We start from the raw sequence: 22,776 nt of genomic DNA on the forward strand, positions 1-22,776 counted from the left end.
CCCTCCATCCAGGTTCCGTACGGGTGAAGTCTGGCAGACGCCCTGATCGGGCAGTTAGCGGCCATGCGCTTTGGAATCTTCCTGCCGTCCGGCCAGTGGCCGGAGCACTCCCCCGCCGACGCCCTCGACCGGACGATCGCGGCCGCCGTCGCCGCCGAGGAGGCCGGATTCGACGACGTCTGGCTGGCCGAGCACCACTTCATGTCCTACGGCGTGTGCCCGTCGGCGACCGTCCTGGCGGGGTTCCTTCTCGGCGCGACGTCGCGGATCACGGTCGGCACGGCGGTGGCGACGCTCTCCACCCGCCACCCCGTGGCGCTGGCCGAGGAGGCCGCCCTGCTGTCCGTCGCCTCGGGCGGGCGGTTCGCCCTGGGCGTGGGGCGCGGCGGCCCCTGGATCGATCTGGAGGTCTTCGGAACGGGTCTCGCCCGCTTCGAGGAGGCCTTCCCCGAATCCCTCGATCTGCTGCTGGCCTGCCTGTCCGGGGAGACGGTCCGGGGGCGGGGGCCGGTGTTCGCCTTCCCCGAGGTGCCGTTCGTGCCGCGGCCCCGGACGGCTCCCGGCGTCCATGTGGCCTGCACGAGCCCCGCCACCGAGGCGCTCGCCGCCGCGCGGGGCCTGCCCATGCTGCTGGGCCTGCACCAGAGCGACCCGGAGAAGGCCGAGGCCGTCGCCAGGTACGGGTCCCCGGCCCCGCACATCTCGGCGAACCTGGCCCAGGTCGCCGAAAGCCGGGTCGCCGCCGAGGCGCTGCTGGCCGAGGCGCTGCCCCGCTGGCTCGGGCCCGGGCTCGCCGGCCACCGGGCCATTGACGGCCGGCCGCGCCCGCCGCGTGATCCGCACGCCTACGCCGCCGGGCTGGTCGCGCGCGGGGCCGTCGGCACCCCCGCGCAGTGCGCGGCCGTGCTCCGCGCCACGCGGGAGACGACGGGGATCGGCCATCAGATCCTGCTGGCCGACGCGGCCGGGACACCGGAGGCCGCCCTGGAGAACATCGCCCGGCTGGGCGCGGAGGTGCTGCCGCTCGTCCGGGACTGACCGGCAGCGGCTCCGGTGTCCGAGAATGGGGACGTGGGCGGGAACGAGGCGGGGCTGGCACGGACGCTCTCCTTCGTGGTGCCCGCGGGCTTCGGCCTCGTGTACGTCCTCTCGGCGCTGACGCGCGACGTGCCGGCCTGGAGCAGGATCGCGGGGGCGCTGCTGGTGACCGGGGCGTTCGGGGCGCTGCTGGCCTGGATCAGACGGCCGGACGGGCGGCTGCTCACCGTCCAGGCGGTGCTCACCGGGGTCGTGGTCCTCGGGTTCGAGGCCCCGGTCGGGATGATCGGGGTGCTCTGCGGCGCGCTGGCGCTGGCCTCCGTCTGGCCGGGCGTGGCGGCGGCGTTCTGCTGCGGGGTCGCGGTGGCGGCGGTCCGGGTGGGCGGGGTGCCGGGCGATGCGACGATCAACCTGCTGCTCGGGGCGATGGTCCTCTACGGGATGGTGTGGCTGGCCGAGGCCGTCGCCGAACGGGCGGCCGCGCGGGCCGAGCTGGCCATGGCGGCGGTCGAGCGGGAGCGGCTGCGGATCGCCGAGGAGCTGAACGAACGGATCGGCGCCGCCCTGACCGGGATCGCCGCCGGGTTCCGTGAGCTGGCGGCCACCGGCACCGACACCGCCGGGATGAGGGAGGTGCTGGGGACGGCCCGCGCCTGCCTGGCCGAGGCCCGGGCGGTCGCCGCCGACTTCCGGAGCCTGTCGCTGGCCCCCGAGATGGCCACGGCGCGGGCGCTGCTCGGATCGGCCGGGATCGCGGTCGAGGTGCGGGCCGGGCACGCCGAACCGCTGGGGGCGGCCGGGGGCGTCCTCGCCGAGGTCCTGCGGCGCGGTGTCGGCGAGGTCGTGCGCGCCGGCTCCGCGGGGCGCTGCGAGATCAGCACCGGGGAACGGGACGGCCTGGTCGTCCTGCGGATCGCCAACGACGGCGCCGCCACCGCCGACCTGGGCGCGGCCGGTCTGGCCGAGGTCGCGGCGCGGACGGACGGGGCGGGCGGGAGCTTCACGAGCGGGCTGCGGTCCGACGGATGGTTCGTGATCGAGGCGGCGGTGCGGGCCCCCGGCCGGGACCGTCCGGCGCCGCCGCGGCCCGCGCGGATCGCCGCCCTGCTCCTCGCGGTGCTGCTGGGCGGGTTCCTGGTCAAGGGCATGCTGCCGGTGCCGTGGGGCGCGGAGTTCGTGGCCGTCGCCGTCTGCCTGGGCGCGGTGGGGGCGCTGCAGCTGCGCTGGCGGAGCGCCGCGCGCCCGGCGCGCTGGCCGGTGCTGCTGGCGGCGCAGGCGGTGCTCAGTTACGTGCCCGCGATCTGGTTCGGTTCCGTCTGGCTGGGGGTTCCGAGCTTCCTGGCCGGGACGCTCCTCATCGCGTTCGGGCGGCCGTTCGTGGTGCTGCCACCGGTGATGGCCTCCGTGGCCGCGATGGGGATCGCACTGGGCGAGCCGGCGGCGGTCGTGGTCAACTACACGGCGAGCACCCTGCTGACCGGGCTGATCGTGTACGCGTTCGTGCGGCTGGCGCAGCTCGTCACGGAGTCCCAGGCGGCCGGGGCGGAGCTGGCCCGCGCGGCGACCGTGCGTGAGCGGCTGCGGGCGGCGCGGGACCTGCACGACCTGCTCGGGCACTCGCTGGCGGCGATCCTGCTGAAGGGCGAGCTCGCGGTGCGGCTGCCCGGCGAGCGGGCTCGGGCGGAGTTGGCGGAGGCCGCCGGGCTGGCCGAGCGGGCGGGCGCGGAGCTGCACGCCTCGGGCGTCATGGGGCTCGGCGAGGAGCTGGCCTCGGCGCGGTCGGTGCTCGCCGCGGCCGGGGTGGAACTCGACGTCGACGCCGCGCACGCGTTCGACGGCGAGGCCTCGGCCGTGCTCGGGATCGTGGTGCGGGAGGCCGTCACGAACATCCTGCGGCACAGCACCGCCACCCGCTGCGTGATCACGACCTCTCCCGGCGGGCTGAGCGTGGCCAACGACGGCGCCGGCCCCTCGGACCGTCCGCCGGGCTCGGGGCTCGGGAACCTGACCACGCGCCTCGCCGAGCTCGACGGCACCCTCGCCGTGCGGCGCGACGGCCGGCGCTTCACGATCACAGCCAGCCTGCCTCCCGGGCGATCCGCACCGCGTCGGGACGTCCCCGCGCGTTGAGCTTGGCGATGATCGACGTGAGATTGTTGCGGACCGTCCCCGGCGAGAGGAACAGCCGCTCGGCGATCTCCGGTGCCTCCGCGCCCCCGGCCGTGAGCCGCAGGACGTCGAGCTCGCGCGGGGTCAGCGGATTGTCGGCCAGATCCCACGCCGCGGCCGCCAGCGACGGGTCCACGACGCGCCCGCCCGCCGCGACGGTCCTGATCGCGGCGGCCAGCTCGTCCGGCGGAACGGTCTTCAGCAGGAAGCCCGTCACCCTGGCCTCCATCGCCCTGCGGAGCTGACCCGGACGCCCGTCTCCGGTGAGCATCAGCACCCGGCAGCCGGGCAGCCGCTCGCGGAGCTCGGCCGCGGCGGCCAGGCCGTCCCTGACGGGCATGTCGATGTCGAGGACCGCGACGTCCGGCAGCGCGACGAGGGCGGCCGGCAGCACGTCCGCGCCGGTCGCGACCTGGGCGACGACCGTCAGGTCGGGCTCCAGGTCGAGCAGGGCGGCCAGCGCGGCCCGGACGACGTGCTGGTCCTCGGCCAGCAGCACCTTGATCACAGCGCCCATCCAACCGTGAAAATGTCACGCCCGGCCGATGACGGCGTCCCTGTCGGAGGGATCCGCAGGTCAGCAGCATGGAAGCCATGGAAGACGTGGTGGAGATGACAGCGGTCAGCAAGGTCTACGGGAAGGGCGGCAGCGCGGTGGCGGCCCTGCGCGAGGTGAGCGTCGGGCTGCCGCGCGGCGTGTTCACGGCGGTGATGGGGCCCTCGGGGTCGGGGAAGAGCACGTTCCTCCAGTGCGCGGCGGGGCTCGACCGGCCCTCGTCGGGGCGGGTCACGCTCGCGGGCACCGACCTGACCCGGCTCGGCGAGACGAAGCTGACCGAGCTGCGCCGGACGAGGCTCGGGTTCGTGTTCCAGAGCTTCAACCTGGTCGCCTCGCTGACCGTCGCGCAGAACATCACCCTGCCGCTGCGGCTGGCGGGGGTGCGGCCCGACCGGGCGTGGCTGGCCGAGATCGTCGCCAGGACCGGGCTCGGTGACCGGCTCGGGCACCGTCCCGCGGAGCTGTCCGGCGGGCAGCGGCAGCGCGTGGCGGTGGCCAGGGCGCTGGTCTCCCGGCCGGAGGTCGTGTTCGCCGACGAGCCGACCGGGGCGCTCGACACCGTCACCGCCCGGCAGGTCCTCACCCTGCTCCGCGAGGCCGCCGACGCCCTCGGCCAGACCGTCGTCATGGTCACCCACGACCCCGTCGCCGCGGCCTTCGCCGACCGGGTCCTGTTCCTGGCCGACGGCCGCGTCGCCGGCACGCTCGACTCCCCCGGCGCGGACTCCGTCGCCGCCCGCATGACCCGCCTCGGCGCCTGGAGCGTGGCCTGATGCTGTTCCTCGTCGTCGCCTCGCTCAGGGAGCGCAAGGCCGCCTTCGCCGGGGCCTTCCTCGCCCTGTTCTGCGCCGCCGCGCTCGTCTCGGCCGGCGGGACGCTGCTGCAGACCGGGTTGCGCGGGTCTATCGCCCCCGAGCGGTACGCGGGGACGCCCGTCGTCGTCTCCGGCGACCAGAACGTCCACGCGACCAAGAAGAAGGGCAAGCGGAAGGCGAAGCCGATCGCCGAGCGCGCCTGGATCCCCGCCGATCTGGCCGGGCGGATCCGCGCGCTGCCCGGGGTCGCGAAGGCCGTCCCCGAGGTGACCTTCCCGGTGACCGTCGGCGGAGCGCCCGGCTGGGGCCACGGCTGGGGCTCGGCGGAACTGACGCCCTTCACCCTGGCGAGCGGCCGCCCGCCGCGCGGCGGGCACGAGGCCGTCGTGGACGCCGCCCACGCCGGGGCCGAGGTCCGGGCGGGCGGCCGGACCTACGAGGTCGTCGGGGTGACCACCCGGAACGCCCGCCACCAGGCGACCGTGTTCTTCGCCGACGAGGAGGCCCACAGGCTCGCCGGGCGGCCGGGACTGGTCTCCGCGATCGGGGTCTGGCCCCGGATCGACGTGTCGGCCGCGCTCGCCGGGACGACCGCCCTCGCCTCGGCCGGGGACGCCCGCGGCAGGGTCGAGTTCCCCGCGGCGGAGCGGTCCCGGGTCAAGCTGATCAGCCTCGGCGGGGCGATCTGCGGCACCTCGCTGCTCGTGGCGGTCCTGGTCGTCTCCGGGACGATCGCGCTCTCCCTCCAGCAGCGTCAGCGCGAACTGGCCCTGCTGCGGGCGGTCGCGGCCACGCCCCGCCAGCTCCGCAGGATGATCGGCCGGGAGGCGCTGGCCGTCGGGGTCTGCGCCGCCTCGCTGGGCGCGGCGGCGGGGCCGCTTCCGGCCGCGTGGATGCGGACCCGGTTCGTCGCCCTCGGCGCCGTGCCCGAGAACCTCCACCTCGTCTCCGGCCCGTTCCCGGTGCTCGCCGCGATCGGCGCGACCGTCGTGGCCGGATGGGCGTCGGCGCGGCTCTCCGCCCGCCGGATCGCCCGGATCCGGCCCGTCGAGGCGCTCGGCGAGGCCGGGCTCGCCCAGCGGACGGGCCCGGGACGCGTCGTCGTCGGCGTCCTGGTCCTGGCCGGTTCCGTGGTCCTGACGATCGTGCTGTCCGGGCTGAGCACCGAGGCGGCCGCGAGCCCGGTCGTGGTGCTGACCGCCCTGCTGTGGACGATCGCGGTGGCGCTGCTCGGGCCGCCGCTCACCCGCGCCGCCCTGGCCGTGCTCACCCTGCCGCTGCGGGCGTCCCGCGCCGGCGGGTTCCTCGCGGCGGCCAACCTGCGCTTCGCCTCCGCCCGGATGGCCTCGGTGGTGACGCCGCTCTGCCTGCTGGTGGCCCTGACCTCGACGATCCTGTTCAGCCGGACCACGATGGAACGGGCGACGACCGCCGAACGCGACGCGGGGACCGTCGCCGCTCACACGGTGGGACCGCGGGTCCCCGCCGAGGCCGCGCGGGCCCTGCGGGAGGTGCCGGGCGTCACCGAGGTCACGGAGGTCGTGCGCACGACCGTCCGGATCGGCCTGGACAAGCGGTCCGCCCAGGGCGTCACGGCCGGGGCCGGGACCCTCGACCTCGGCGTCACCGCGGGCGATCTCGGCGCGCTCTCCCCCGGGACCGTCGCGGTCGGCGAGGGCCTGGGGAGGCGGGTCGGCGACACCCTGTCCCTCACCCTCGGGGACGGCACCCCCGTCAGGGTGAAGGTCGTCGCGGTCTACGCCCGCACCCTGGCCTTCGGCGACCTGACCTTCGACCACGCCCTGCTGGCCGCCCATGTCGACGACCCGCGCGGGACGGTCCTCATCGCGGGCACGGCCTCCCCCGCCGCGCTCACCGCGGCCCTGCGCCCGTACGGCCTGCGCCTGGGCTCCGGGCCCGGGGAGCGGGCGGCCGGTCCCGACGCAGAGGCCGGCCTGGTGGCGATGGGCCTCGTCATCGGCTTCGCGCTGATCGCCGCCGTCAACACCCTCGCGATGGCGACCTCCGAACGTTCCCGGGAGTTCGCCCTGCTCCGCCTCGCCGGCGCCACCCGCCGCCAGATCCTGGGGATGCTCACGCTGGAGACCGCGCTGGTCGCCCTGCTGGCCACCGCCGCCGGTACCGCCATCGCCCTCGTGACGCTCACCGCCTACGCCCACGGGATGACCGGCGGACCGCCCCGTCCTTCGACGGGCGTCCATCTGGGTCTCGTCGCCGCCACCGCCGCGGTCGCCGTCGCCGCGACCCTGCTGCCCGCCCGGCTCGCGCTGCGCCGTCCGGCCCTGTGACGGACGGAGAGGGCCGCCCCGTGGGGACGGCCCTCTCCAGATGATCCGGTGTTAGCAGTCGCGCAGGTGCGGCGACTGGTTGAGGATCTGCTCGCGAGCGGTGATGAAGCGCCGGTAGGTCGGGCCGTCGGCCAGCTTCGAGGGGAAGACCGCGACCCGGTGGCAGTTCTGGAAGGCGAGCTTCACGCCGAAGTAGCGTTCGATGCTGCCCCGCATCGCGTCGCTCGCCAGGACCCGGAGAAGCTGCCCTCTCGCCTGTTCGTCCGGGGGTGGGGTGTTGTTGTCGGCGAACTCACCGCCCGCGACCTCCAGGTCGGCGACCAGGCCGCTGATCAGCTCCCAGGCGTACGGGAGGGACGTGCGGATGCACTCCACGAACTCCGCATCGTCGATCTCGCCCTGCTGGGCCTGCTCGAGGAGCTGTTGGGACACGTCCAGAGACATACGTGTGGCTTCCTTCCGCCGGATGGACCACCAGTGACGCTAATCACCTTTTCGGGTGACGTCCAGAGCGACGTCCGACGGAAGTCTCACGTTGCCTTACCTCGAGGAGATATTTCTCTTACTTCTTCCGGCCGTGCAGGAACTGCATCAGCTTGATGATCTGGTCGATCTCCTTCTGCGTGCGCGTGAAGGTCGTCGTGTCGAGCGCCGACTTGAAGCGCTGCCGGGTGATGGCCTTCGGGCGGGCGAACTCGCGCAGGCCGTCCGCGCCGTGGATGCGGCCGAAGCCCGACTCACCGACGCCGCCGAACGGCAGCGCGGGGATCAGGGCGAACGCGATCGCGGCGTTGATGGAGGTCATTCCGCTGCGCAGCCGCCTGGCCACGTCGAGCGCGGTCTTGCTGGAGCTCGTGAACACCGTGCTCGCGAGGCCGTACTCGGTGGCGTTGGCCTTGGCGACGGCCTCGTCCAGGCTCTTCACCTTCGTGACGGTGACCGTCGGGCCGAAGGTCTCCTCGCAGATCGCCGAGGCGGTGTCGGGGACGTCGACCAGCACGACCGGGTCGACGAACGGGCGGCGGACCGACTCGGCGCCGCCGACCACGGCACGGCCACCGGCGGCCAGCGCGTCGGTGATGTGCCGCTCGATGATGTCGAGCTGGCCCGGCATCGTGATCGGGCCGAAGGAGGTCCCGTCGGTCTCGTAACCGGCCTTGAGCTGCTCGGCGCGGGCGCTGAGCTTGCCGAGGAACTCCTCGTAGACGCTCTCGACCACGTAGATCCGCTCGACGCCCACGCAGGTCTGGCCCGCGTTCGACATCGCGCCCCACAGCGCCGACTTGGCCGCCTCCTCGAGGTCGGCGTCGGCGGCGATGATGAAGGCGTCCTTGCCGCCGCACTCGGCGACGATCGGGGTCAGCGTCTCGGCGCAGGCCGCCATGACCTTCTTCGCGGTCGGGCCCGAGCCGGTGAAGGCGATCTTGTTGACGCCCGCGCGGGTCAGCGCGCCGCCCGTCGCGCCGAAGCCCGTGACGACCTGGAAGACCGGCCGCTCGGGCACGACCTCGGCGAACAGCTCCGCCAGCAGCACCCCGACGCCCGGCGTGTGCTCGGACGGCTTGAACACGACCGCGTTGCCCGCGGCCAGCGAGAACGCCAGCGAGCCCATCGGGGTGTAGATCGGGTAGTTCCAGGGGCCGATCACGCCCACCACGCCGAGCGGGTGGTACTCCAGGATCGCCTTCTGGTTGATCGAGAGCGCGCCGGGGAAGACGCTGCGCGGCCCCAGGGTCTTCTGGGCGTTCTTGGCCGCCCAGTCCAGGAGGTTGATCGCGCCGACGGCCTCGAAGACGGCGTCGCCGATCGGCTTGCCGGTCTCCTCGTGGATGACCTGCGAGATCCGGTTGAGGTTCCGGGCCAGCGCGCCCTTGAACCGCAGCAGGCGGTTCTTGCGCTCCTTCCACCCGAGCCCGGCCCACCACCGCGCGGCGGCCTGGGCGCGCTCGACGGTCTCGAAGACCGTCTTCTCGTCGTGGATCGGGTGCGTGCCGACGACGGCGCCGGTGGCCGGGTTGAGGGACTCGAACGTCCCAGCTTCGGTCGTGACCGACATAACGGGACCTCCCGGATGAAGGGGGCGGGTATGGTCCCGTCAGTAAATCACCACTTACTGGTGAGGGGCTACATCTGCTTCCAGAACATGAACAGCCTGTGCCCGAGGGCCGACAGGCCGTCGTTGATCCCGAACCAGCCGGTGAAGTGGTAGACGAGCTTGAAGAACTGCTCGTTGATCGCCGGGATCCACAGCAGGGCGATCAGGCCGAGGAAGATGTAGCCGCCCAGCGGGGCCACCTTCCTGACGAGTTCGCGCGGCAGGTAGGGCTCCCAGATGCCGAAACCGTCCAGTCCCGGAACCGGCAGCAGGTTCAGCACGGCGGCCGTCACCTGGAGGAAGCCCAGGAAGGCCAGGCCCGCCCAGAAGAGCTGGTGGCCGCTCTGGATGAACGCGAAGACCGACATGCCCGGGCCGACCGTCATCAGGGCGATGCCGATGACCCCGGCGAAGATCAGGTTCATGATCGGTCCGGCCGCCGAGACGAGGCTGTGCCGCCACTTGCCCGAGATGGCGCCGCGGTCGATCCAGACCGCGCCACCGGGCAGGCCGATGCCGCCGATGAGCAGGAACAGGACCGGCAGCACCAGGCTGAGCGTCAGGTCGGCGTACTTGCGCGGATCGAGCGTCAGATAGCCGCTGGAGGAGATCGACCGGTCGCCGAACCGGTGCGCCAGCAGCGCGTGCCCGAACTCGTGCAGGCACAGCGACACGATCCAGCCGCACACCACGAAGGCGAAGACGGACATCCGGGCGCCACTGGTGGCGGTCCCCTCGAAGCGCCAGGCGATCAGCCCGAAGATGATCGTCAGCGCGACGATGGCGATGAAAATCGGGCTGATGCGCTGGTTCGCGCGGCTTTCGACTGCTCCCACAGAAGCGACGTTACCGCGTAAGTGTCAGCTCGGGATCAGAGCGGGAACCACATGGAGCCGCAGAAACCGTCGCGTCTCGGCCTCGGGGCGGTCAAGCGGCGACAGACTGAGCGAGGCGATCATGCGGAACAGCAGCTCGACGACGCCGGCGACGTCCAGATCGGCCCGGACGAGCCCGGCCTCCCGCGCCAGGTCGAAATAGGGCTCCACCCGCGAGGCGCACAGATCGAGGACGCGCTGCGAGGCCTGGTTGACCACGGCCTGGGTGTGACCGACGGCCTCCGGCACGAGCAGCGCGGCGATCCTCGGCTCACCCTGCACGAAGGCGACCGCGGCCATGATCCCGTCGACGACGGCCTCGCCGCCGTCCAGCCCCTCGGCGCCGGGCGTCCCCCCGTCCGCGGGGCCGCCGATCAGGCTGGCCAGACGGTCGGCGAGGGAGTCGAGGAACCGCTCCACGTCGCGCAGGAAGACGGCGAGGATCAGCTCGTCCCTGCCGCCGGCGAAGTTGCGGTAGAGCGTGGCCCGCGACATCCCCGCGGCCTGCGCGACGTCCTCGACGGTCGTCTTGGCGACCCCGAAACGGGTGAAGCACTCCTCGGCGGCGTCGACGATCCGGTCATGACTGGACACGGGGGCCAGCCTAGGGCCTGACCCGAGTGAGACAAAACTTGCGAGGTGTCTCATCGGTGTGTAAGCATGCGCTTATGAACCCGAGAACGGCGATCGACGACGCGTACTGGGCGATGCTGGCCGCCGCCCACCTTCCCGGCGAGCAGTACACCGAGCCCGTCGGCGACCCCGGCCTGTTCGGCCCCGGCTCCCCGATCTGGTACGTCCACGGCGACGTCTCCGGCGTCCTCGGCGGGGTTTCCGGGCTGCTGCTCGGCGCCCTCAACGAGCCCGTCACCCACGGCACGAACCAGCACTCGAACTACCTCCAGGACCCGATCAAGAGACTGGGCTTCACCTCGAGCTTCGTCATGGGCGTCACCTACGGCTCGACCCCCGTCGCGGAGAAGCTGACCGGCACCATCCGGGCCATGCACAAGCGCGTCCACGGCACGATGCCCGACGGCCGCCCCTACAGCGCGACCAGCTCCGACGACATCATCTGGACGGGCGTCACCCAGGCCTACTCGGCGGCCCGCGCCCATGTCCGCTACCACCCGAAGCCGCTGGGCGGCAGCGACCTCGACCAGTACTTCGCCGAGTACGCGGTGATCTCCGAGAAGCTCGGCGCGACGGGTGTCCCCAAGTCCCGGGCGGACGTCGAGGACTACTTCGCGATGATGCGGCCGCGGCTGACCGTCAGCGAGGAGACCCTCGAGGTCATCAAGTTCCTGCGCGGCCCCGTCGGCGGCGACGCCGCGACCCGGATCAGCAGCAAGGTCCTCAGCCGGGTCGCCACCGATCTGCTCCCCGACTTCGCCAAGAACCTCCTCGGCTTCCGGCCGCGCCTGCCCACCACCCCGCTGGCCGCCCGCGCCGCGGGCCACGTCTTCACCCGCACCCTGCGCTACGGGGTGGTCTGGCGCCCGATCAAGGAGGCCCACGACCGGGTCGGGACGCCCTACACGCCCGTCTAGAAGAGGGTGCCGTCGAGCTCGATGCCGCGCAGGGCGTTGTAGTCGAGGGTCAGGGTCTCGATGCCGCGGTCGTGGGCCAGGACCCTGGCCTGCGGCTTGATCTCCTGCGCCGCGAAGACCCCCTTGACCGGGGCCAGCAGCGGATCGCGGTTCAGCAGCTCCAGGTACCTGGTCAGCTGCTCCACCCCGTCGATCTCGCCGCGCCGCTTGATCTCGACCGCGACGGTCCCGCCGTCGGCGTCCTTGCAGAGGATGTCGACGGGCCCGATCGCGGTCGGGAACTCCCGCCGCACCAGCCGGTACCCCTCCCCGAGCGTCGTGATGTGCTCGGCGAGCAGCTCCTGGAGATGCGCCTCGACCCCGTCCTTCTGCAGGCCCGGGTCGGCCCCCAGCTCGTGCTTGTGGTCGTGCAGGATCTCGAAGATCGTCAGGATGAGCTGCTCCCCCGACTTCCCGTGCGTCACCGTCCACTTCGCGATCGCGTCGTGCTCGGTATACGCCTCCTCCCTGACGCTGCAGGGCGGATTCATCCAGTTCAACGGCTTGAACGCCCGGTCATCGGCATGAATCGACACCGACCCGTCGGCCTTCATCAGAACCAGCCGTGTAGCAAGCGGAAGATGGGCGGTCAACCGTCCGACATAGTCGACGGAGCACCGCGCGATGACGAGACGCACCCGCCCGAGGTTAGTGGAAACCCACCCCACCCACCCCCCGATCCCCCATCCGCCCCCCGGGTCAGGACGCGAAGAGCTCGTCGGTGGTGGTGACACGGAGAGCCCGGTGCAGCCAGACCTTGAGCTGCTCGGTGTCGGAACAGCCCATGATGCGGCTACGCGCCTCGTCGGAGATCTCCACCTCCCGGCCCTCGAGAACGATCAGAAGCGCCTCGACCTCGCCCTCGGCCTTGCCCTCGGCCTTGCCCTGGGCTTCGGCTTGCAGTCGGAGGGCGGACTTGAAGGGCTGGGTGCTGGTGCTCATGAGGGCCTTCCACAAGGTCAGCGCCGGGGACTTCTGCAGGCCGGCTTCGGTGTACTCGGCGAGTGTGATGGCTGTCGTGAGGGGCGTCGGGCATGGGTGGGAACTTACGGAGGGTCAGGGGGTTGTTGCGCCGGTTTTCGGGTCTTTCGTTGAAAGTGAACACAGGAATACATGGGGTGGCTGTGTCGGCCTGCGGGGGCGATCGGCGGGGGCTCGCGGAACGGGGACGCGTGAGAACGCCGGGGGGTGGCGGTTCGGGGTGGGGGTGGGCTTTTCGGGGTGTAGCGGGGGTTGGTGGGGCAGACTGGGGGCGTGGCTGATGTGATGATCCGCAAGGCGGTTCTCGGGGACGAGCAGGCGCTGGCCGATCTGGACTGGCGGACGTGGGCGCCGGACAACTCGATCGCGCCCAAGCCGGTGCGGGGGCCGCACTTCTTCGACCGGTTCCATCTGCCGGAGCATTTTCTGGTCGGGGAGCTCGACGGGCGGGTCGTCGGGTACCTGCGGCTGATCCAGCCGGTGCTGCAGCCGAGCGGGGATCATGTGCGGCAGATCCAGGGATTCGCGGTCGACGAGACGGCGCGGGGGCGGGGGATCGGCAGGCAGCTCCTCGAGGAGGCCTGCGAGGAGACACGACGGCAGGGGGCGTCCCGGCTGACGCTGCGGGTGCTGTCGGTCAACACCGCTGCCCGCCGGCTGTACGAGCAGGTCGGGTTCTCCGTCGAGGGCGTCCTGCGCGGGGAGTTCCTGATCGACGGTCGTTACGTCGACGACGTGATGATGGCCAGGACCGTCTAGGAACGGTCTACTGGGTCTCGCCGCCCGGCTTCCACAGGACGTCGTCGCCGTCGTTGGCGACGCGGCACAGGATGAACAGCAGGTCGGACAGGCGGTTCAGGTACTTGGCGGTGAGGCCGTTGACCGTCTCGCCGTGGGCCTCGATCGCCGTCCAGACGGTGCGTTCGGCGCGGCGGGCGACGGTCCGGGCGACGTGCAGGTAGGCGGCGCCGGGGGTGCCGCCCGGCAGGATGAAGCTCCGCAGCACCGGCAGGCCGGCGTTGTAGGAGTCGCACCAGGCCTCGAGGCGGTCGACGTAGGCCTCGGTGACGCGCAGCGGCTCGTACCCGAGGTCCGCGACGACCGGCGTGGACAGATCCGCCCCCACGTCGAACAGATCGTTCTGGATCCGCCGCAGCACGGCCGTCAGCGGCCCGGGCAGCCCGCCGAGCGTCACCACGACCCCGAGGGCCGCGTTGGCCTCCTCGACGTCGGCGTAGGCGGCCAGGCGCGGATCGGTCTTGGAGGTCCGCGACATGTCACCGAGACCGGTCGTCCCGTCGTCACCCGTCCGGGTGTAGATCTTCGACAGGACGACCGGGTTCTCGTCACGACTCATGCAGCCGAGCTTAGAGCCTGCCCGCCTTCACCTTTCCGCCGACCAGGGTGGCGGTGACCTTCAGGTCGCTGATCCTGGTGGTCCTGACCTCGCGGATGTTCCCGCTCAGGACGATCGCGTCGAAGCGCTTGCCGACCTCCAGGGAGCCGGTCTTCTTCTCCAGGCCGAGCAGGTAGGCGGTGTTCAGGGTGTGGATCCTGATCGCCTGGGAGAGGGTGATGCGCTCCTTGGCGTTCAGGGGGCCCGCGTAGTGCGCGTTCCCCTGGGTGTCCTCGGTGGTCCGGGTGACGGCCTTCTCGAGCTGTTCCATCGGGTTGAGGGAGTCGACGGGGAAGTCCGAGCCGTTGGCGATCCGGGCGCCCGCCTTGATTAGCGAGTTCCACGGGTACATGCGCTTCCACCGCTCGGTGCCGATGTAGGGCTTGAGCGACTCCATCGTGTAGGGGTCCTTCTCCGCCCACTGGACGGCCACCGACGGCGTCACGTTCAGCTTCCTGAACCGCTGGTAGTCGGCCGGGTCGACGAGCTGGGCGTGCGCGATGACGTGCCGCTGCCCGTGGTCGCCGTTCCGCTTCCTGGCGTAGGCGAAGGAGTCGAGCGCCTCCCGGACGGCCCCGTCGCCGATCGCGTGGACGTGGACCTGCCAGCGCGCCTTGTCGAGCGCCGCGACGACCCTGTTGAGGCGCTTCTGGGTGACCCTGACCGGGCCCTTGGTCTTCCCCGGCACCCACCTGCCCTTGGCGTTCCTCACCAGGTAGGGCTTGAGCAGCAGGGCGGTCTGGTTCGGGTACTCGATCACCCCGTCGGCGAAGATCTCGCCCACGGTCCTGATCGCGAAGTTCGGGCCCTCGTACTTCTTCCTGAGCGCCTTGATCTTCTTCAGGGTGCCGGGCAGATCCTCGTAGGCGGCGTTGGCGTCGAGGTTCAGCGAGCCGACGACCCGGCCGGGCAGCTCGTGCCGGTCGGCGAGGTACTTCCACGCCTGGAGGTCGGCCTCGGTCAGGAGCTGCGGCTGGTAGGCGGTGAGGCCGTAGGACGTCACGTACTTCAGGGTCGCGCGCAGGCCCTCGACCCGTTCCGCCAGCGGTGCCGGCGGGATCTTGCCGCGGACCAGGTCGATCGCCGTGTCCTCCTTGAGGTAGCCGGTCGGCTCGCCGGAGGCGTCCCGGACGATGACGCCGCCCCGCGGGTCCTTCGTGGCCTTGGTGATCCCGGCCAGCTCCAGGGCGCGGCTGTTGACCAGGGCGTTGTGGCCGTCGTCGGAGAACATGTAGATCGGGCGCCGGGTGCCGAGGGCGTCCAGGAGGGCCTTGGTCGGCACGGTCCCCGCGGGCTTCATGCCCGGCAGGTCCCAGTTGAGGACCGTCATCCAGTCGGCGTCGGTCTTGCCCGCGGCCTTGTCGGCGTCCAGGCACTCGCGCAGGAGGGCCTGGGTCTCGGGCACGGTCAGGAACCGGTACTCCAGGTCGCAGACGGGGAGCTTCGGCGTGAGGTGGAGGTGGCCGTCCTCGATGCCGGGCATGACCGTCCTGCCGCGCAGGTTCACGACCCTGGTCTTCTCGCCGACGTAGCGCCGCACGCCCGCGTCGGTGCCGACGTAGACGATCGTGCCCCTGCGGACCGCGACGGCCTTCGCCCGGCCGCCCTTCCCTGTCTCCACCGAGCCGTGCCGCAGGACGAGGTCGGCCTTCGCCACGGCGGCGGACGCGGGGACCGCGGGAACGCTCAGGCCCAGCGCAACGACGGCGCCGCCTGTGATGATTGTCCGGATTCGCATGGTTGCGAGAGTGATCGATTAATCCATTAACCACAATCGCCGCCAACTGCGGATAACACCAGTGAAATACCGTCTTCACAACGGATTCCGTAGACTGCGGCCGTGACGGTGACGATCTCCGAGGTGGCCAGGGCGGCCGAGGTGTCCACCGCGACCGTCTCCAACGCCCTCAACGGCACCGGGCGGCTCTCCGAGGCGACCCGGCGGCGCGTCCGGGAGGTCGCCGACCGGCTCGGCTACCTCCCCAACCCCGCCGGACGGGCGCTGCGCACCGGGCGGACCCGCGTGCTCGGCCTGGCCGTCACCACCTACGGCGGGCACTCCTGGAACTTCAGCGAGGTCGCCTACTACGCCCGGCTGATCACCTCGGCGACGGCCGCGGCCCACCGCCACGGCTACGCGCTGACCGTCCTGCCGGCCGCGCTCACCGACCGCGGCTGGCGGACCCTCGCCGTCGACGGGGTGATCCTCCTCGACAGCCCCGAGGGTGATCCGGCCGTCGCGGCGCTGCGCTCGCGCGGCATCCCGATCGCCTTCGACGGCCGTCCCTGGGATCTGGCCCCCGGCGAGTCCTGGGTCGACAACGACCACGCCGCCACGACCCTGCGCGTCCTGGACCATCTGGCCTCGCAGGGGGCGCGGCGCATCGCGCTGCTGGCCGGGCACGCCACCGACCACTACACGCGCTCCTGCGTCGAGGCCTACGAGCGGTACGTGGACGAGCCGCTGATCGGCCACATCGAGGAGGACGACACCGAGGGCAGGGTCGCGGCCGGGCGGCTGCTGGCCGCGGGCGCCGACGCCGTCTACGGCCTGTTCGACGGCTGTGGCCGCGCCGTCCTGTCGGCGGCGCGGGCCCTCGGCCTCGAGGTCCCCGCCGACGTCCTGCTCGTGACGTGCAGCGAGGACCCCGCCTACGGCTGGACCTCTCCCCCGGTCAGCACGGTCTCGCTGGACCCGGCCGGGACCGTCGACCTGGCCGTCACCGCCCTGGCCGGGACGCTGGCGGGCGGTCCGGCGACGGTCCACGCCGGACGGCCGACCCTCCTCACGGTCCGGGCCTCGTCCGTGCGGACCGTTCCGGTCACCGCGGCAGGTGCCGGGCCTCCGTCTCGTGCATGAGGCGGCGCAGCCGGTGCGGGTCGACGTCCTCGAGGATCAGCCGGGCGCCCGGGTCCCAGAGCGGGAAGGCCCAGAAGGAGCGGGACCCCGACCCGTACATGACGTGCCAGTTGCGCTCGGTGGCGTTGAGCTCGGCCGCCCTGATGCGGCCGAAGTCCGCCTCCTCGTCGCGGGCGCGGCGGGGCGCGGCGGCGACCCTCGCCGGGTCGAAGGCGTTGTCCTCGAGGGGAGGCGGAGCCGGGTTGACGATCATCATTCGCTCCAGGGGACGCGGACGGGCGGCTGATAGGGAAGCAGACGGCGCATGCGGCGGCGGTGCGCGTCGAGGTCGGCCCGGGCGGCACGGCTGCTCCAGCGTCCGGCCAGGGGCAGCATCAGCAGGAGGAAGGCGACCTGGGCGACGATGCAGATCCACCACCAGTGCCGCCACTGCGCCGGGGCCTGGGCGGCGGCCGCCCGCATGGCGGCGACGTCGCCCGTGGCGGTGGCGTCGACCAGGGTGTTCATGCTGCCCACGATGATCGGCAGAAGGAAGAACGACAGGCACGCGCAGATGCGGACGAGCCAGCCCCAGATCGCCAGGCCGGGCGCGATCAGGGCGGGATTGCAGCGCTCCACGGTCTCGGTGAAGGCCGCCATCCACGGCACGTAGGCGGTGCCGAGGCCCAGGCCGAGCAGGCCGAGGATCAGCGCGACCGTCAGCCCGCCGGTGTCCGGACGGCCCGCGTGGCCGATCAGCAGATAGGTGCTCAGGATCGTGAGGACCGTTCCCACGACCATGAACGGCTTGCGCACGCGGAGCCGGTCCGACAGGGCGCCGACCGCTATCAGCGTGACGGCGTTCACCAGCCAGAACCAGGTGTTGAGCCCGTTCACCTCGTGGGTCGTGAAGCCGAAGAGCGTACTCAGGTAGAGCGTGGAGAAGCCGATGGCCACGTAGTAGACCAGCAGGAACAGCGAGATCCCGAGGGCGGGCAGCAGGATGTCGGGCCTGGCGACGTGCGACCACGGGACGTCCGTCCGCATCCGGTGGCTGCCCGACGCGACATGGACCTCCAGGACCTTCCGGTCCTCCTTGCCGACCAGCACCTGGTCGCGCAGCGGCGGCGACAGCTCGCGGAGCCCGAAGAACGCCACCGCGCACATCACCAGCCCGGCCGCGCCGACGAGGTAGTACTGGCTCTCCCACGAGTCGCCGAACCGCTGGAGGGTCCGGTTGGCCACGAAGCTCACGATCAGGCTGCCGGCCACCGGTCCGACCGCCCAGAACCCCATCGCCGAGGCGCGGCCGAGCTGCGGGGAGAAGTCGCGGACCAGGGCGGGCGTCGCGACCAGCACCGCGCCCTCGACCACGCTGATCATGATCAGCATCAGGGCGAAGGACGCCTTGGTCGCGGCCAGCGGCGTCAGCAGCGACAGCATCCCGGTCACCGCCAGTCCGTAGACGACGATGTTGATGCGGCCCCACCGGTCACCGAGGCCCGCGGCCAGCGACCCGAACGCCCCGATGAGGTTGGCCACGACCAGGATGTTCACGTAGTACGAGAACGACATCCGGTAGTGCGCGAGCACCAGCGGCGCGACCCCGCCGAACACGTACAGCTCGTAGTACAGGACGATCGTCGAGGCCACCGCTATCGAGAGGTAGAGATACCTCGGACCCGTGTCCGGATAGCGGTACAGCGTGCGCCGTGCGGTCAGGTCCGGGCGGTTCGACCCCGGCATCGCCGCGTGTTTGGCCACTGGAAACCTCCTCGCGTCAGGCTAGGTCGGTGACCACGGTGTGACATCGGGCACGCGACCCAAACCCGGACGCCCGGATTTGTGCGCGGCACATAAAACCCGTCCCTCCCGTACCTCTGATTGACGAAAGTCCCGTTCCAGGGTGACTATCCGGGGCATGACGGGCGGATCGCACTCCAAGATGGACGCCGCGGTCCGGAAGGAGTACCTCCGGATCGCGCGGCGGATCCACGCCGACGCCGTCGAACTCTGCGAAGAGGCCGTGCGCGCGATGAGCAGCGAGATCCCCGAGTTCTCCACCGTGAGCGACGAGTTCCGGGTCGACCTCCACCACTCCCTGATGGTCGGCACGACCAAGGCCGCGACGGCCAGCATCGAGGGGCGCCGGCTCACCGACGCCGACATCGCCTCGCCGCGCACCTTCGCCGCCAAGATCGCGCAGCGCGGCATCCCGCTGGAGGCCTACCTCAAGGGCTTCCGGATCGTGCAGCGCGTCTACTGGAACGCCATCTCCTCCTACGCCCTCCCCTCCCCCGCCACGGACCGGGCGGTGCTGATGCTCTCCTCCGAGCTGGTGCGGTTCACCCACCTGCTCAGCGACTACGCCGCCCAGGGCTACCTCGAGTACCAGAGCTCGACCATCGCCGAGGACGACCGGCGCCGCCGCGACCTCGCCGAGACGCTCCTGGCCGGGAAGGCCGTCACGGGACGTCCGATGGTAGAGCTCGCCCGGGCGCACGGCATCACGCCGGACGCCTCCATCGCCGTCATCGTGGCGGTTTCGGTCGGGTCCCCTCCGCTCGGAGCGGACGAACTCTACGTGGCGTGCGCGGCCCTCGGCGGGATCGGCGGCACCGACCGCAGGCCCCTGGTCGCCGCCAGGCACGAGGAGATCATGGCGTTCGCCGCCGCCCGTCCGGGGGCCGACCCGCGGCGGCTCAGCGAGGCTCTGACGGCCGCCACCGAGGAACTGGCCGAGCAGGGGATCCGGCTCGCGGTCGGGATGAGCACCATCACCGAGGGCGCCGCGGATCTGCCGCGCGCCTACGCCGAGGCGCGCCTGGCCCTCGACCTGGTCGGGCCCGGCGGCGGCGTCACCGCGCTGCCGCTGCTGTCGCCGTTCCGGTACCTGGCGCTGCGGGCCGACCCGACGGCCTGGCACCTGGTCTCCCCGCCCGTCCGCGAGCTGCTCGAGACCGACCGGATGCGCGGCGGGACGCTCGTCGACACCATCCGCGCCTTCGCCGACGCCGACCTCAACCTGCGGGCGGCCGCCCAGGAGCTCAAGGTCCACCACAACACCGCGCAGTACCGGCTCCAGCGCATCCAGGAGCGGACCGGGCGCAATCCCCGGCACATCGCCGACCTCGTCGAGCTGCTGACGGCCATCGCCCTGTTCGAGAGCCGCTGACCTCATCGGTTGAACTCATCGGGCCCCGGCGCGCGTACCGCCGGGAAGCCCATCGATGAGGAGCAGCAATGGTCCGTTTCCGCTACCCGTGCGCCGTCGCCCTGGCCGTCCTGACGGCCGCCTGCTCGGCCGCCGCGCCGCAGGGCGTCCAGGCCAAGCCCATGAGCCTCGAGCAGCTCGCCTCCGGCACCGGCTGCGAACTCCGCCCGCAGCAGGGCGCCGCGGAGCTGAAGCAGGGATCCTGCGAGACCGCCCAGGGCAAGTACGTCCTGGTCTCCTTCTCGACCGACGAGGCCGCCAAGTCGTGGCTGACCGAGGCCAAGCCGTGGGGCGGCCTCTACCTCGAGGGCCCGCGCTGGGTGATCGTCGGCACCGAGCCCCAGCTCAAGACGTTCCAGCAGAAGGTCGGGGGCACCATCGTCGCGGGCGAGGACCACGCTTCGGGCGGCTCGGGTCACGGCCACTGATCGCAGAGGAACTCGCACCAGACGAACTTCCCCCCGGAGGCCTCCAGCATCCAGCCCCAGGCGATGCTGAGGTTCTCCACCAGCCACAGACCGCGGCCGTCCTCGTTCTCGAGGGCGGCTTCGCCGTCCGCGGCCCGGACGGCCGGCTGGAGCGAGCACCGGTCCCAGACCGTCACCCGCACCCGGTCGGCCAGCCGGATCAGCCGCAGCCGCACCGGGTCCGCCGGGCCGCTGACGGCCACGGCGTTGGTCACCAGCTCCGAGACCATCAGCAGGACCACCCCGTCGGGGTCGTGGACCTTCCAGGCGCCCAGCGTGTTCTCGGCGCTGCGCCGCGCCCAGTAGGGGGCGTCGTCCGCGGCGCCCAGCGTCAGATCACTACAGCACATCCAGTCCGCGGTCATGGTCATCGGTCATCGCCGTCCCTCGCTCGAAGAGATGGGGGAAAGGGGGGCGAGACCGCCGGGCGGGCGACCGGCGGTCTCGGCCGCGCGGCGGGTGCGGGCGTGGGGCGCCCAGCGGACCATCGCCGCGTTCTATCCGGAGAGGGCTAGCAGTTGCGGTTGGTGTTCACGCAGGTGACGATGCGCTGGGTGAGGCGCTGGGGCATGACCTGCTCGAAGTCGGCATGGTCGGTGATCGGGTCGTGCTGCTCCTCGGGGAAGGAGTCCAGCGCGATCGACCTGGCCTTGGCGCGCGACACGTTGTAGGTCAGGGTCATCCGCAGCTGCGGGATCGCCTTGGTGCCGGCCGGGCAGGCTCCGGTGGCCTTGTCGGGGAAGACGACATGGGTGCGGTGGTTGGCGCTGTCGACGTTCTGGCCGTCCCAGCAGCTCGGGAAGTCCAGGATCCGGGTGACGCGGCTGCCCTGCGGGCAGATGGGGTACTTCTGCGTGATCCGGTTCTGGAAGCCGGTGCAGGTCCACTGGGCCGCGGCGTTCGCTCCGGCCTGGCTGACGGACTTGGCGTTGCCGGTGATGACGCGCAGGAATCTCGGCATCGCGACGACCTTGGCCCGCGGGTTGCCGCGGAAGCGCAGGTTCGCCGAGGCCGGGCGCAGGATCGTTCCCACGTTGCCGTCCTCGCCGACGTCACCGGCGCCGTTGCGGACGCGCAGCACCGGCCAGAAGTAGGTCGACCGGTCGTCGTTACGGCAGGTGGTGCCGGCGGCCTGGAGGCTCTGGTCGGTGGAGAAGCCGTCGGTCGAGAGGTTCCCGACGTAGTCGTGGGTGTGGTGGGCGCCGTTCGAGACCCCCGGCGCGACGATGAAGTTGTCGGGGTTGTGGTGCGCGTTGCCATTGGTCCCGCACTGTGAGACGAAGGAGCCCGCCGAACCGCCCCTGGCGGTTCTCGGCTCGTTCCGGTTCGGCCTCACCCTGCGGATGTCGATGAAGAGATCCGCCGGGATCGGCGCGACGGCCTGCGCCGGCGGCTCGGTGACGGCCTGGGTCGGCTCGGCCGCTGGGTCGGTGGCCGGATTCTCGGTGGGGACCTCGGCCGGGTCCTGTGTCGGATCCTGGGCGGGAGCCGTCGGATCCACGGCCGGAGCCTCGGTGGGGACCTCGGTCGGCTGCTCGGTGACGGCCACGTCGGGCGGTGCCTCGGTCACCCCCGGGGTCGCGGTGTCCTGTGCTCCGGGAGGTGCCTGGACGGCGGTCCTGGAGGGCTTGGGCCAGGGCGCGGCCATGGCGCCCGCGGGGGCCATGGTGAGTGCGCCGAACAGCGCCACGAAGACGATTCCTCGTCGCATGGGTGGACCTCTTTCTCTTACGCGCGTTGGGTGTAGTCGACCAGTCCGGTGCTCTCCAGGTAGCCCATGTGCCGCTGGACGAAGGTCATCGTCCGGGTGGCGAACTCCCTGATGAGGCTGTTGCCGGTGTCCGCGCGGACCGTGGCGACGAAGGAGAAGACCTTGCCGTGCGCGGCGCGCAGCCGGTTCGCGAAGGCGCGGTCGTAGGCGTCGCCTGAAAGGCCCGACAGCTCGTCCATCCAGGCCTGCTGTTGCGGGTTCGGGTTCGCGGGAAGGTCCACGCCGAGCCTGGCCGCGACGGCGATGACGTCCTGGTCGAGCACCTTGTGCTCAGCGTTGATCTTCCGGCCGGTGTCCTTGACGCTGCTGCGGCTCGCCCTGGTCTGCGCCTGCGCGCCGACGGGCATCTCCCACAGCCCGGCCTGCTTGACCTTGGTCAGGAGCTGCCGGTCCTCCTCGGTGAGCGGCCCCCAGTTGGTCTGGGTGGAGGCCGCCGGCAATCCCAGCGCCTGGATTCCCGGCGGCCTGGCCATCACATAGAGCGCGATCCCCGCCAGCAGGAGGCAAGCGGCCAGGATCGCCGCCGTGCGGATCTGCGCGTCGTTGAGCTGACGGTTCCGCATGACGGTCCGGACCCGTCGCTTCGCGGCGAACCTCCGCACGGTGCTCATGTCGCACCTCCCTCTCTCACTCGTCCGATCAGGAACCGGTACGGAGCA

At 72.0% G+C, this 22,776-nt stretch carries 23 protein-coding genes; 9 read left to right on the top strand and 14 right to left on the bottom strand.

The window, feature by feature from the left end; all coding sequences use genetic code 11:
- Positions 1-63 precede the first annotated feature (63 nt).
- Positions 64-1,038, top strand: a complete 975-nt coding sequence (locus ABD785_RS32505; protein WP_344835930.1) for an LLM class flavin-dependent oxidoreductase — start codon at positions 64-66, stop codon at positions 1,036-1,038.
- 33 nt (positions 1,039-1,071) lie between these two features.
- A complete protein-coding gene (locus tag ABD785_RS32510; RefSeq protein WP_344835933.1) occupies positions 1,072-3,168 on the top strand; it encodes a sensor histidine kinase in 2,097 nt (698 codons plus the stop codon).
- On the opposite strand, the gene ABD785_RS32515 is transcribed toward ABD785_RS32510, so the two are convergent.
- On the bottom strand, positions 3,110-3,715 hold the full coding sequence (locus ABD785_RS32515) for a response regulator (protein ID WP_344836126.1): 606 nt from the start codon (positions 3,713-3,715) through the stop codon (positions 3,110-3,112). The genes ABD785_RS32510 and ABD785_RS32515 overlap by 59 nt on opposite strands.
- 86 nt (positions 3,716-3,801) lie before the next feature.
- On the opposite strand from ABD785_RS32515, the gene ABD785_RS32520 reads away from it, so the two are divergent.
- Together ABD785_RS32520 and ABD785_RS32525 are read left to right on the top strand one after the other, a co-directional pair.
- Positions 3,802-4,539, top strand: coding sequence for an ABC transporter ATP-binding protein (locus tag ABD785_RS32520; RefSeq protein ID WP_344835936.1), 738 nt, complete (start codon positions 3,802-3,804; stop codon positions 4,537-4,539).
- Positions 4,539-6,890 (top strand): ABC transporter permease, encoded by a 2,352-nt coding sequence (locus ABD785_RS32525; protein WP_344835940.1) that lies wholly within the window; start codon positions 4,539-4,541, stop codon positions 6,888-6,890. The genes ABD785_RS32520 and ABD785_RS32525 overlap by 1 nt, the downstream gene beginning before the upstream one ends.
- Positions 6,891-6,941: 51 nt before the next feature.
- On the opposite strand, the gene ABD785_RS32530 is transcribed toward ABD785_RS32525, so the two are convergent.
- From ABD785_RS32530 to ABD785_RS32545, 4 genes are all read right to left on the bottom strand, one after another.
- Positions 6,942-7,334, bottom strand: coding sequence for an SCO5389 family protein (locus tag ABD785_RS32530; RefSeq protein ID WP_344835942.1), 393 nt, complete (start codon positions 7,332-7,334; stop codon positions 6,942-6,944).
- Positions 7,335-7,452: 118 nt separating this feature from the next.
- Positions 7,453-8,946 carry an aldehyde dehydrogenase family protein gene (locus tag ABD785_RS32535; protein WP_344835944.1) on the bottom strand — a complete coding sequence of 498 codons (1,494 nt, stop codon included), beginning with the start codon at positions 8,944-8,946 and terminating at the stop codon, positions 7,453-7,455.
- 68 nt (positions 8,947-9,014) lie between these two features.
- Positions 9,015-9,821 carry a site-2 protease family protein gene (locus ABD785_RS32540; RefSeq protein WP_344835947.1) on the bottom strand — a complete coding sequence of 269 codons (807 nt, stop codon included), beginning with the start codon at positions 9,819-9,821 and terminating at the stop codon, positions 9,015-9,017.
- Between the two features lie 24 nt (positions 9,822-9,845).
- Positions 9,846-10,454: a TetR/AcrR family transcriptional regulator gene (locus tag ABD785_RS32545; RefSeq protein ID WP_344835949.1), complete on the bottom strand. Its 609-nt coding sequence runs from the start codon at positions 10,452-10,454 to the stop codon at positions 9,846-9,848.
- 74 nt (positions 10,455-10,528) lie between these two features.
- Between ABD785_RS32545 and ABD785_RS32550 the strand changes: the two genes are divergently transcribed.
- A complete protein-coding gene (locus tag ABD785_RS32550) occupies positions 10,529-11,410 on the top strand; it encodes an oxygenase MpaB family protein (RefSeq protein WP_344835952.1) in 882 nt (293 codons plus the stop codon).
- On the opposite strand, the gene nucS is transcribed toward ABD785_RS32550, so the two are convergent.
- Together nucS and ABD785_RS32560 are read right to left on the bottom strand one after the other, a co-directional pair.
- Positions 11,407-12,087 (bottom strand): endonuclease NucS, encoded by a 681-nt coding sequence (gene nucS / locus ABD785_RS32555; protein WP_344835955.1) that lies wholly within the window; start codon positions 12,085-12,087, stop codon positions 11,407-11,409. The genes ABD785_RS32550 and nucS overlap by 4 nt on opposite strands.
- A gap of 61 nt (positions 12,088-12,148) precedes the next feature.
- Positions 12,149-12,391 carry a hypothetical protein gene (locus tag ABD785_RS32560; protein WP_344835957.1) on the bottom strand — a complete coding sequence of 81 codons (243 nt, stop codon included), beginning with the start codon at positions 12,389-12,391 and terminating at the stop codon, positions 12,149-12,151.
- A gap of 312 nt (positions 12,392-12,703) precedes the next feature.
- On the opposite strand from ABD785_RS32560, the gene ABD785_RS32565 reads away from it, so the two are divergent.
- Positions 12,704-13,189: a GNAT family N-acetyltransferase gene (locus ABD785_RS32565; RefSeq protein ID WP_344835960.1), complete on the top strand. Its 486-nt coding sequence runs from the start codon at positions 12,704-12,706 to the stop codon at positions 13,187-13,189.
- Between the two features lie 7 nt (positions 13,190-13,196).
- Here ABD785_RS32565 and ABD785_RS32570 read toward each other — a convergent pair whose 3' ends face one another.
- Together ABD785_RS32570 and ABD785_RS32575 are read right to left on the bottom strand one after the other, a co-directional pair.
- Complete coding sequence (locus tag ABD785_RS32570) at positions 13,197-13,787, bottom strand: cob(I)yrinic acid a,c-diamide adenosyltransferase (RefSeq protein ID WP_344835963.1); 591 nt, start codon at positions 13,785-13,787, stop codon at positions 13,197-13,199.
- Positions 13,788-13,797: 10 nt separating this feature from the next.
- Positions 13,798-15,564 (bottom strand): amidohydrolase, encoded by a 1,767-nt coding sequence (locus ABD785_RS32575; RefSeq protein ID WP_344835966.1) that lies wholly within the window; start codon positions 15,562-15,564, stop codon positions 13,798-13,800.
- Positions 15,565-15,666: 102 nt separating this feature from the next.
- On the opposite strand from ABD785_RS32575, the gene ABD785_RS32580 reads away from it, so the two are divergent.
- Positions 15,667-16,686 carry a LacI family DNA-binding transcriptional regulator gene (locus ABD785_RS32580; protein WP_344835969.1) on the top strand — a complete coding sequence of 340 codons (1,020 nt, stop codon included), beginning with the start codon at positions 15,667-15,669 and terminating at the stop codon, positions 16,684-16,686.
- Here ABD785_RS32580 and ABD785_RS32585 read toward each other — a convergent pair.
- The gene (locus ABD785_RS32585) at positions 16,649-16,942 is read right to left on the bottom strand and encodes a hypothetical protein (protein ID WP_344835971.1); all 294 of its coding nucleotides are present in this window, start codon (positions 16,940-16,942) and stop codon (positions 16,649-16,651) included. The two genes, ABD785_RS32580 and ABD785_RS32585, sit on opposite strands and share 38 nt — an antisense overlap.
- Complete coding sequence (locus ABD785_RS32590) at positions 16,939-18,429, bottom strand: MFS transporter (protein ID WP_344835974.1); 1,491 nt, start codon at positions 18,427-18,429, stop codon at positions 16,939-16,941. The genes ABD785_RS32585 and ABD785_RS32590 overlap by 4 nt, the downstream gene beginning before the upstream one ends.
- Before the next feature lie 157 nt (positions 18,430-18,586).
- Here ABD785_RS32590 and ABD785_RS32595 point away from each other — a divergent pair, with 157 nt between their 5' ends.
- Both ABD785_RS32595 and ABD785_RS32600 read left to right on the top strand, forming a co-directional pair.
- A complete protein-coding gene (locus ABD785_RS32595; RefSeq protein ID WP_344835977.1) occupies positions 18,587-19,840 on the top strand; it encodes a PucR family transcriptional regulator in 1,254 nt (417 codons plus the stop codon).
- Positions 19,841-19,908: 68 nt separating this feature from the next.
- On the top strand, positions 19,909-20,307 hold the full coding sequence (locus ABD785_RS32600; protein WP_344835980.1) for a hypothetical protein: 399 nt from the start codon (positions 19,909-19,911) through the stop codon (positions 20,305-20,307).
- Here ABD785_RS32600 and ABD785_RS32605 read toward each other — a convergent pair.
- The 3 genes from ABD785_RS32605 to ABD785_RS32615 all read right to left on the bottom strand — a co-directional run bounded on the left by ABD785_RS32605 (position 20,295) and on the right by ABD785_RS32615 (position 22,728).
- Positions 20,295-20,717 carry an ATP-binding protein gene (locus ABD785_RS32605; RefSeq protein WP_344835983.1) on the bottom strand — a complete coding sequence of 141 codons (423 nt, stop codon included), beginning with the start codon at positions 20,715-20,717 and terminating at the stop codon, positions 20,295-20,297. The two genes, ABD785_RS32600 and ABD785_RS32605, sit on opposite strands and share 13 nt — an antisense overlap.
- Positions 20,718-20,857: 140 nt before the next feature.
- On the bottom strand, positions 20,858-22,057 hold the full coding sequence (locus tag ABD785_RS32610) for a DUF1996 domain-containing protein (protein ID WP_344835985.1): 1,200 nt from the start codon (positions 22,055-22,057) through the stop codon (positions 20,858-20,860).
- Positions 22,058-22,074: 17 nt separating this feature from the next.
- Positions 22,075-22,728: a DUF4142 domain-containing protein gene (locus ABD785_RS32615; protein WP_344835988.1), complete on the bottom strand. Its 654-nt coding sequence runs from the start codon at positions 22,726-22,728 to the stop codon at positions 22,075-22,077.
- Positions 22,729-22,776: the final 48 nt, after the last annotated feature.

It is taken from the genome of Actinocorallia longicatena, assembly GCF_039534125.1.
GTDB classification, from domain to species: domain Bacteria; phylum Actinomycetota; class Actinomycetes; order Streptosporangiales; family Streptosporangiaceae; genus Actinocorallia; species Actinocorallia longicatena.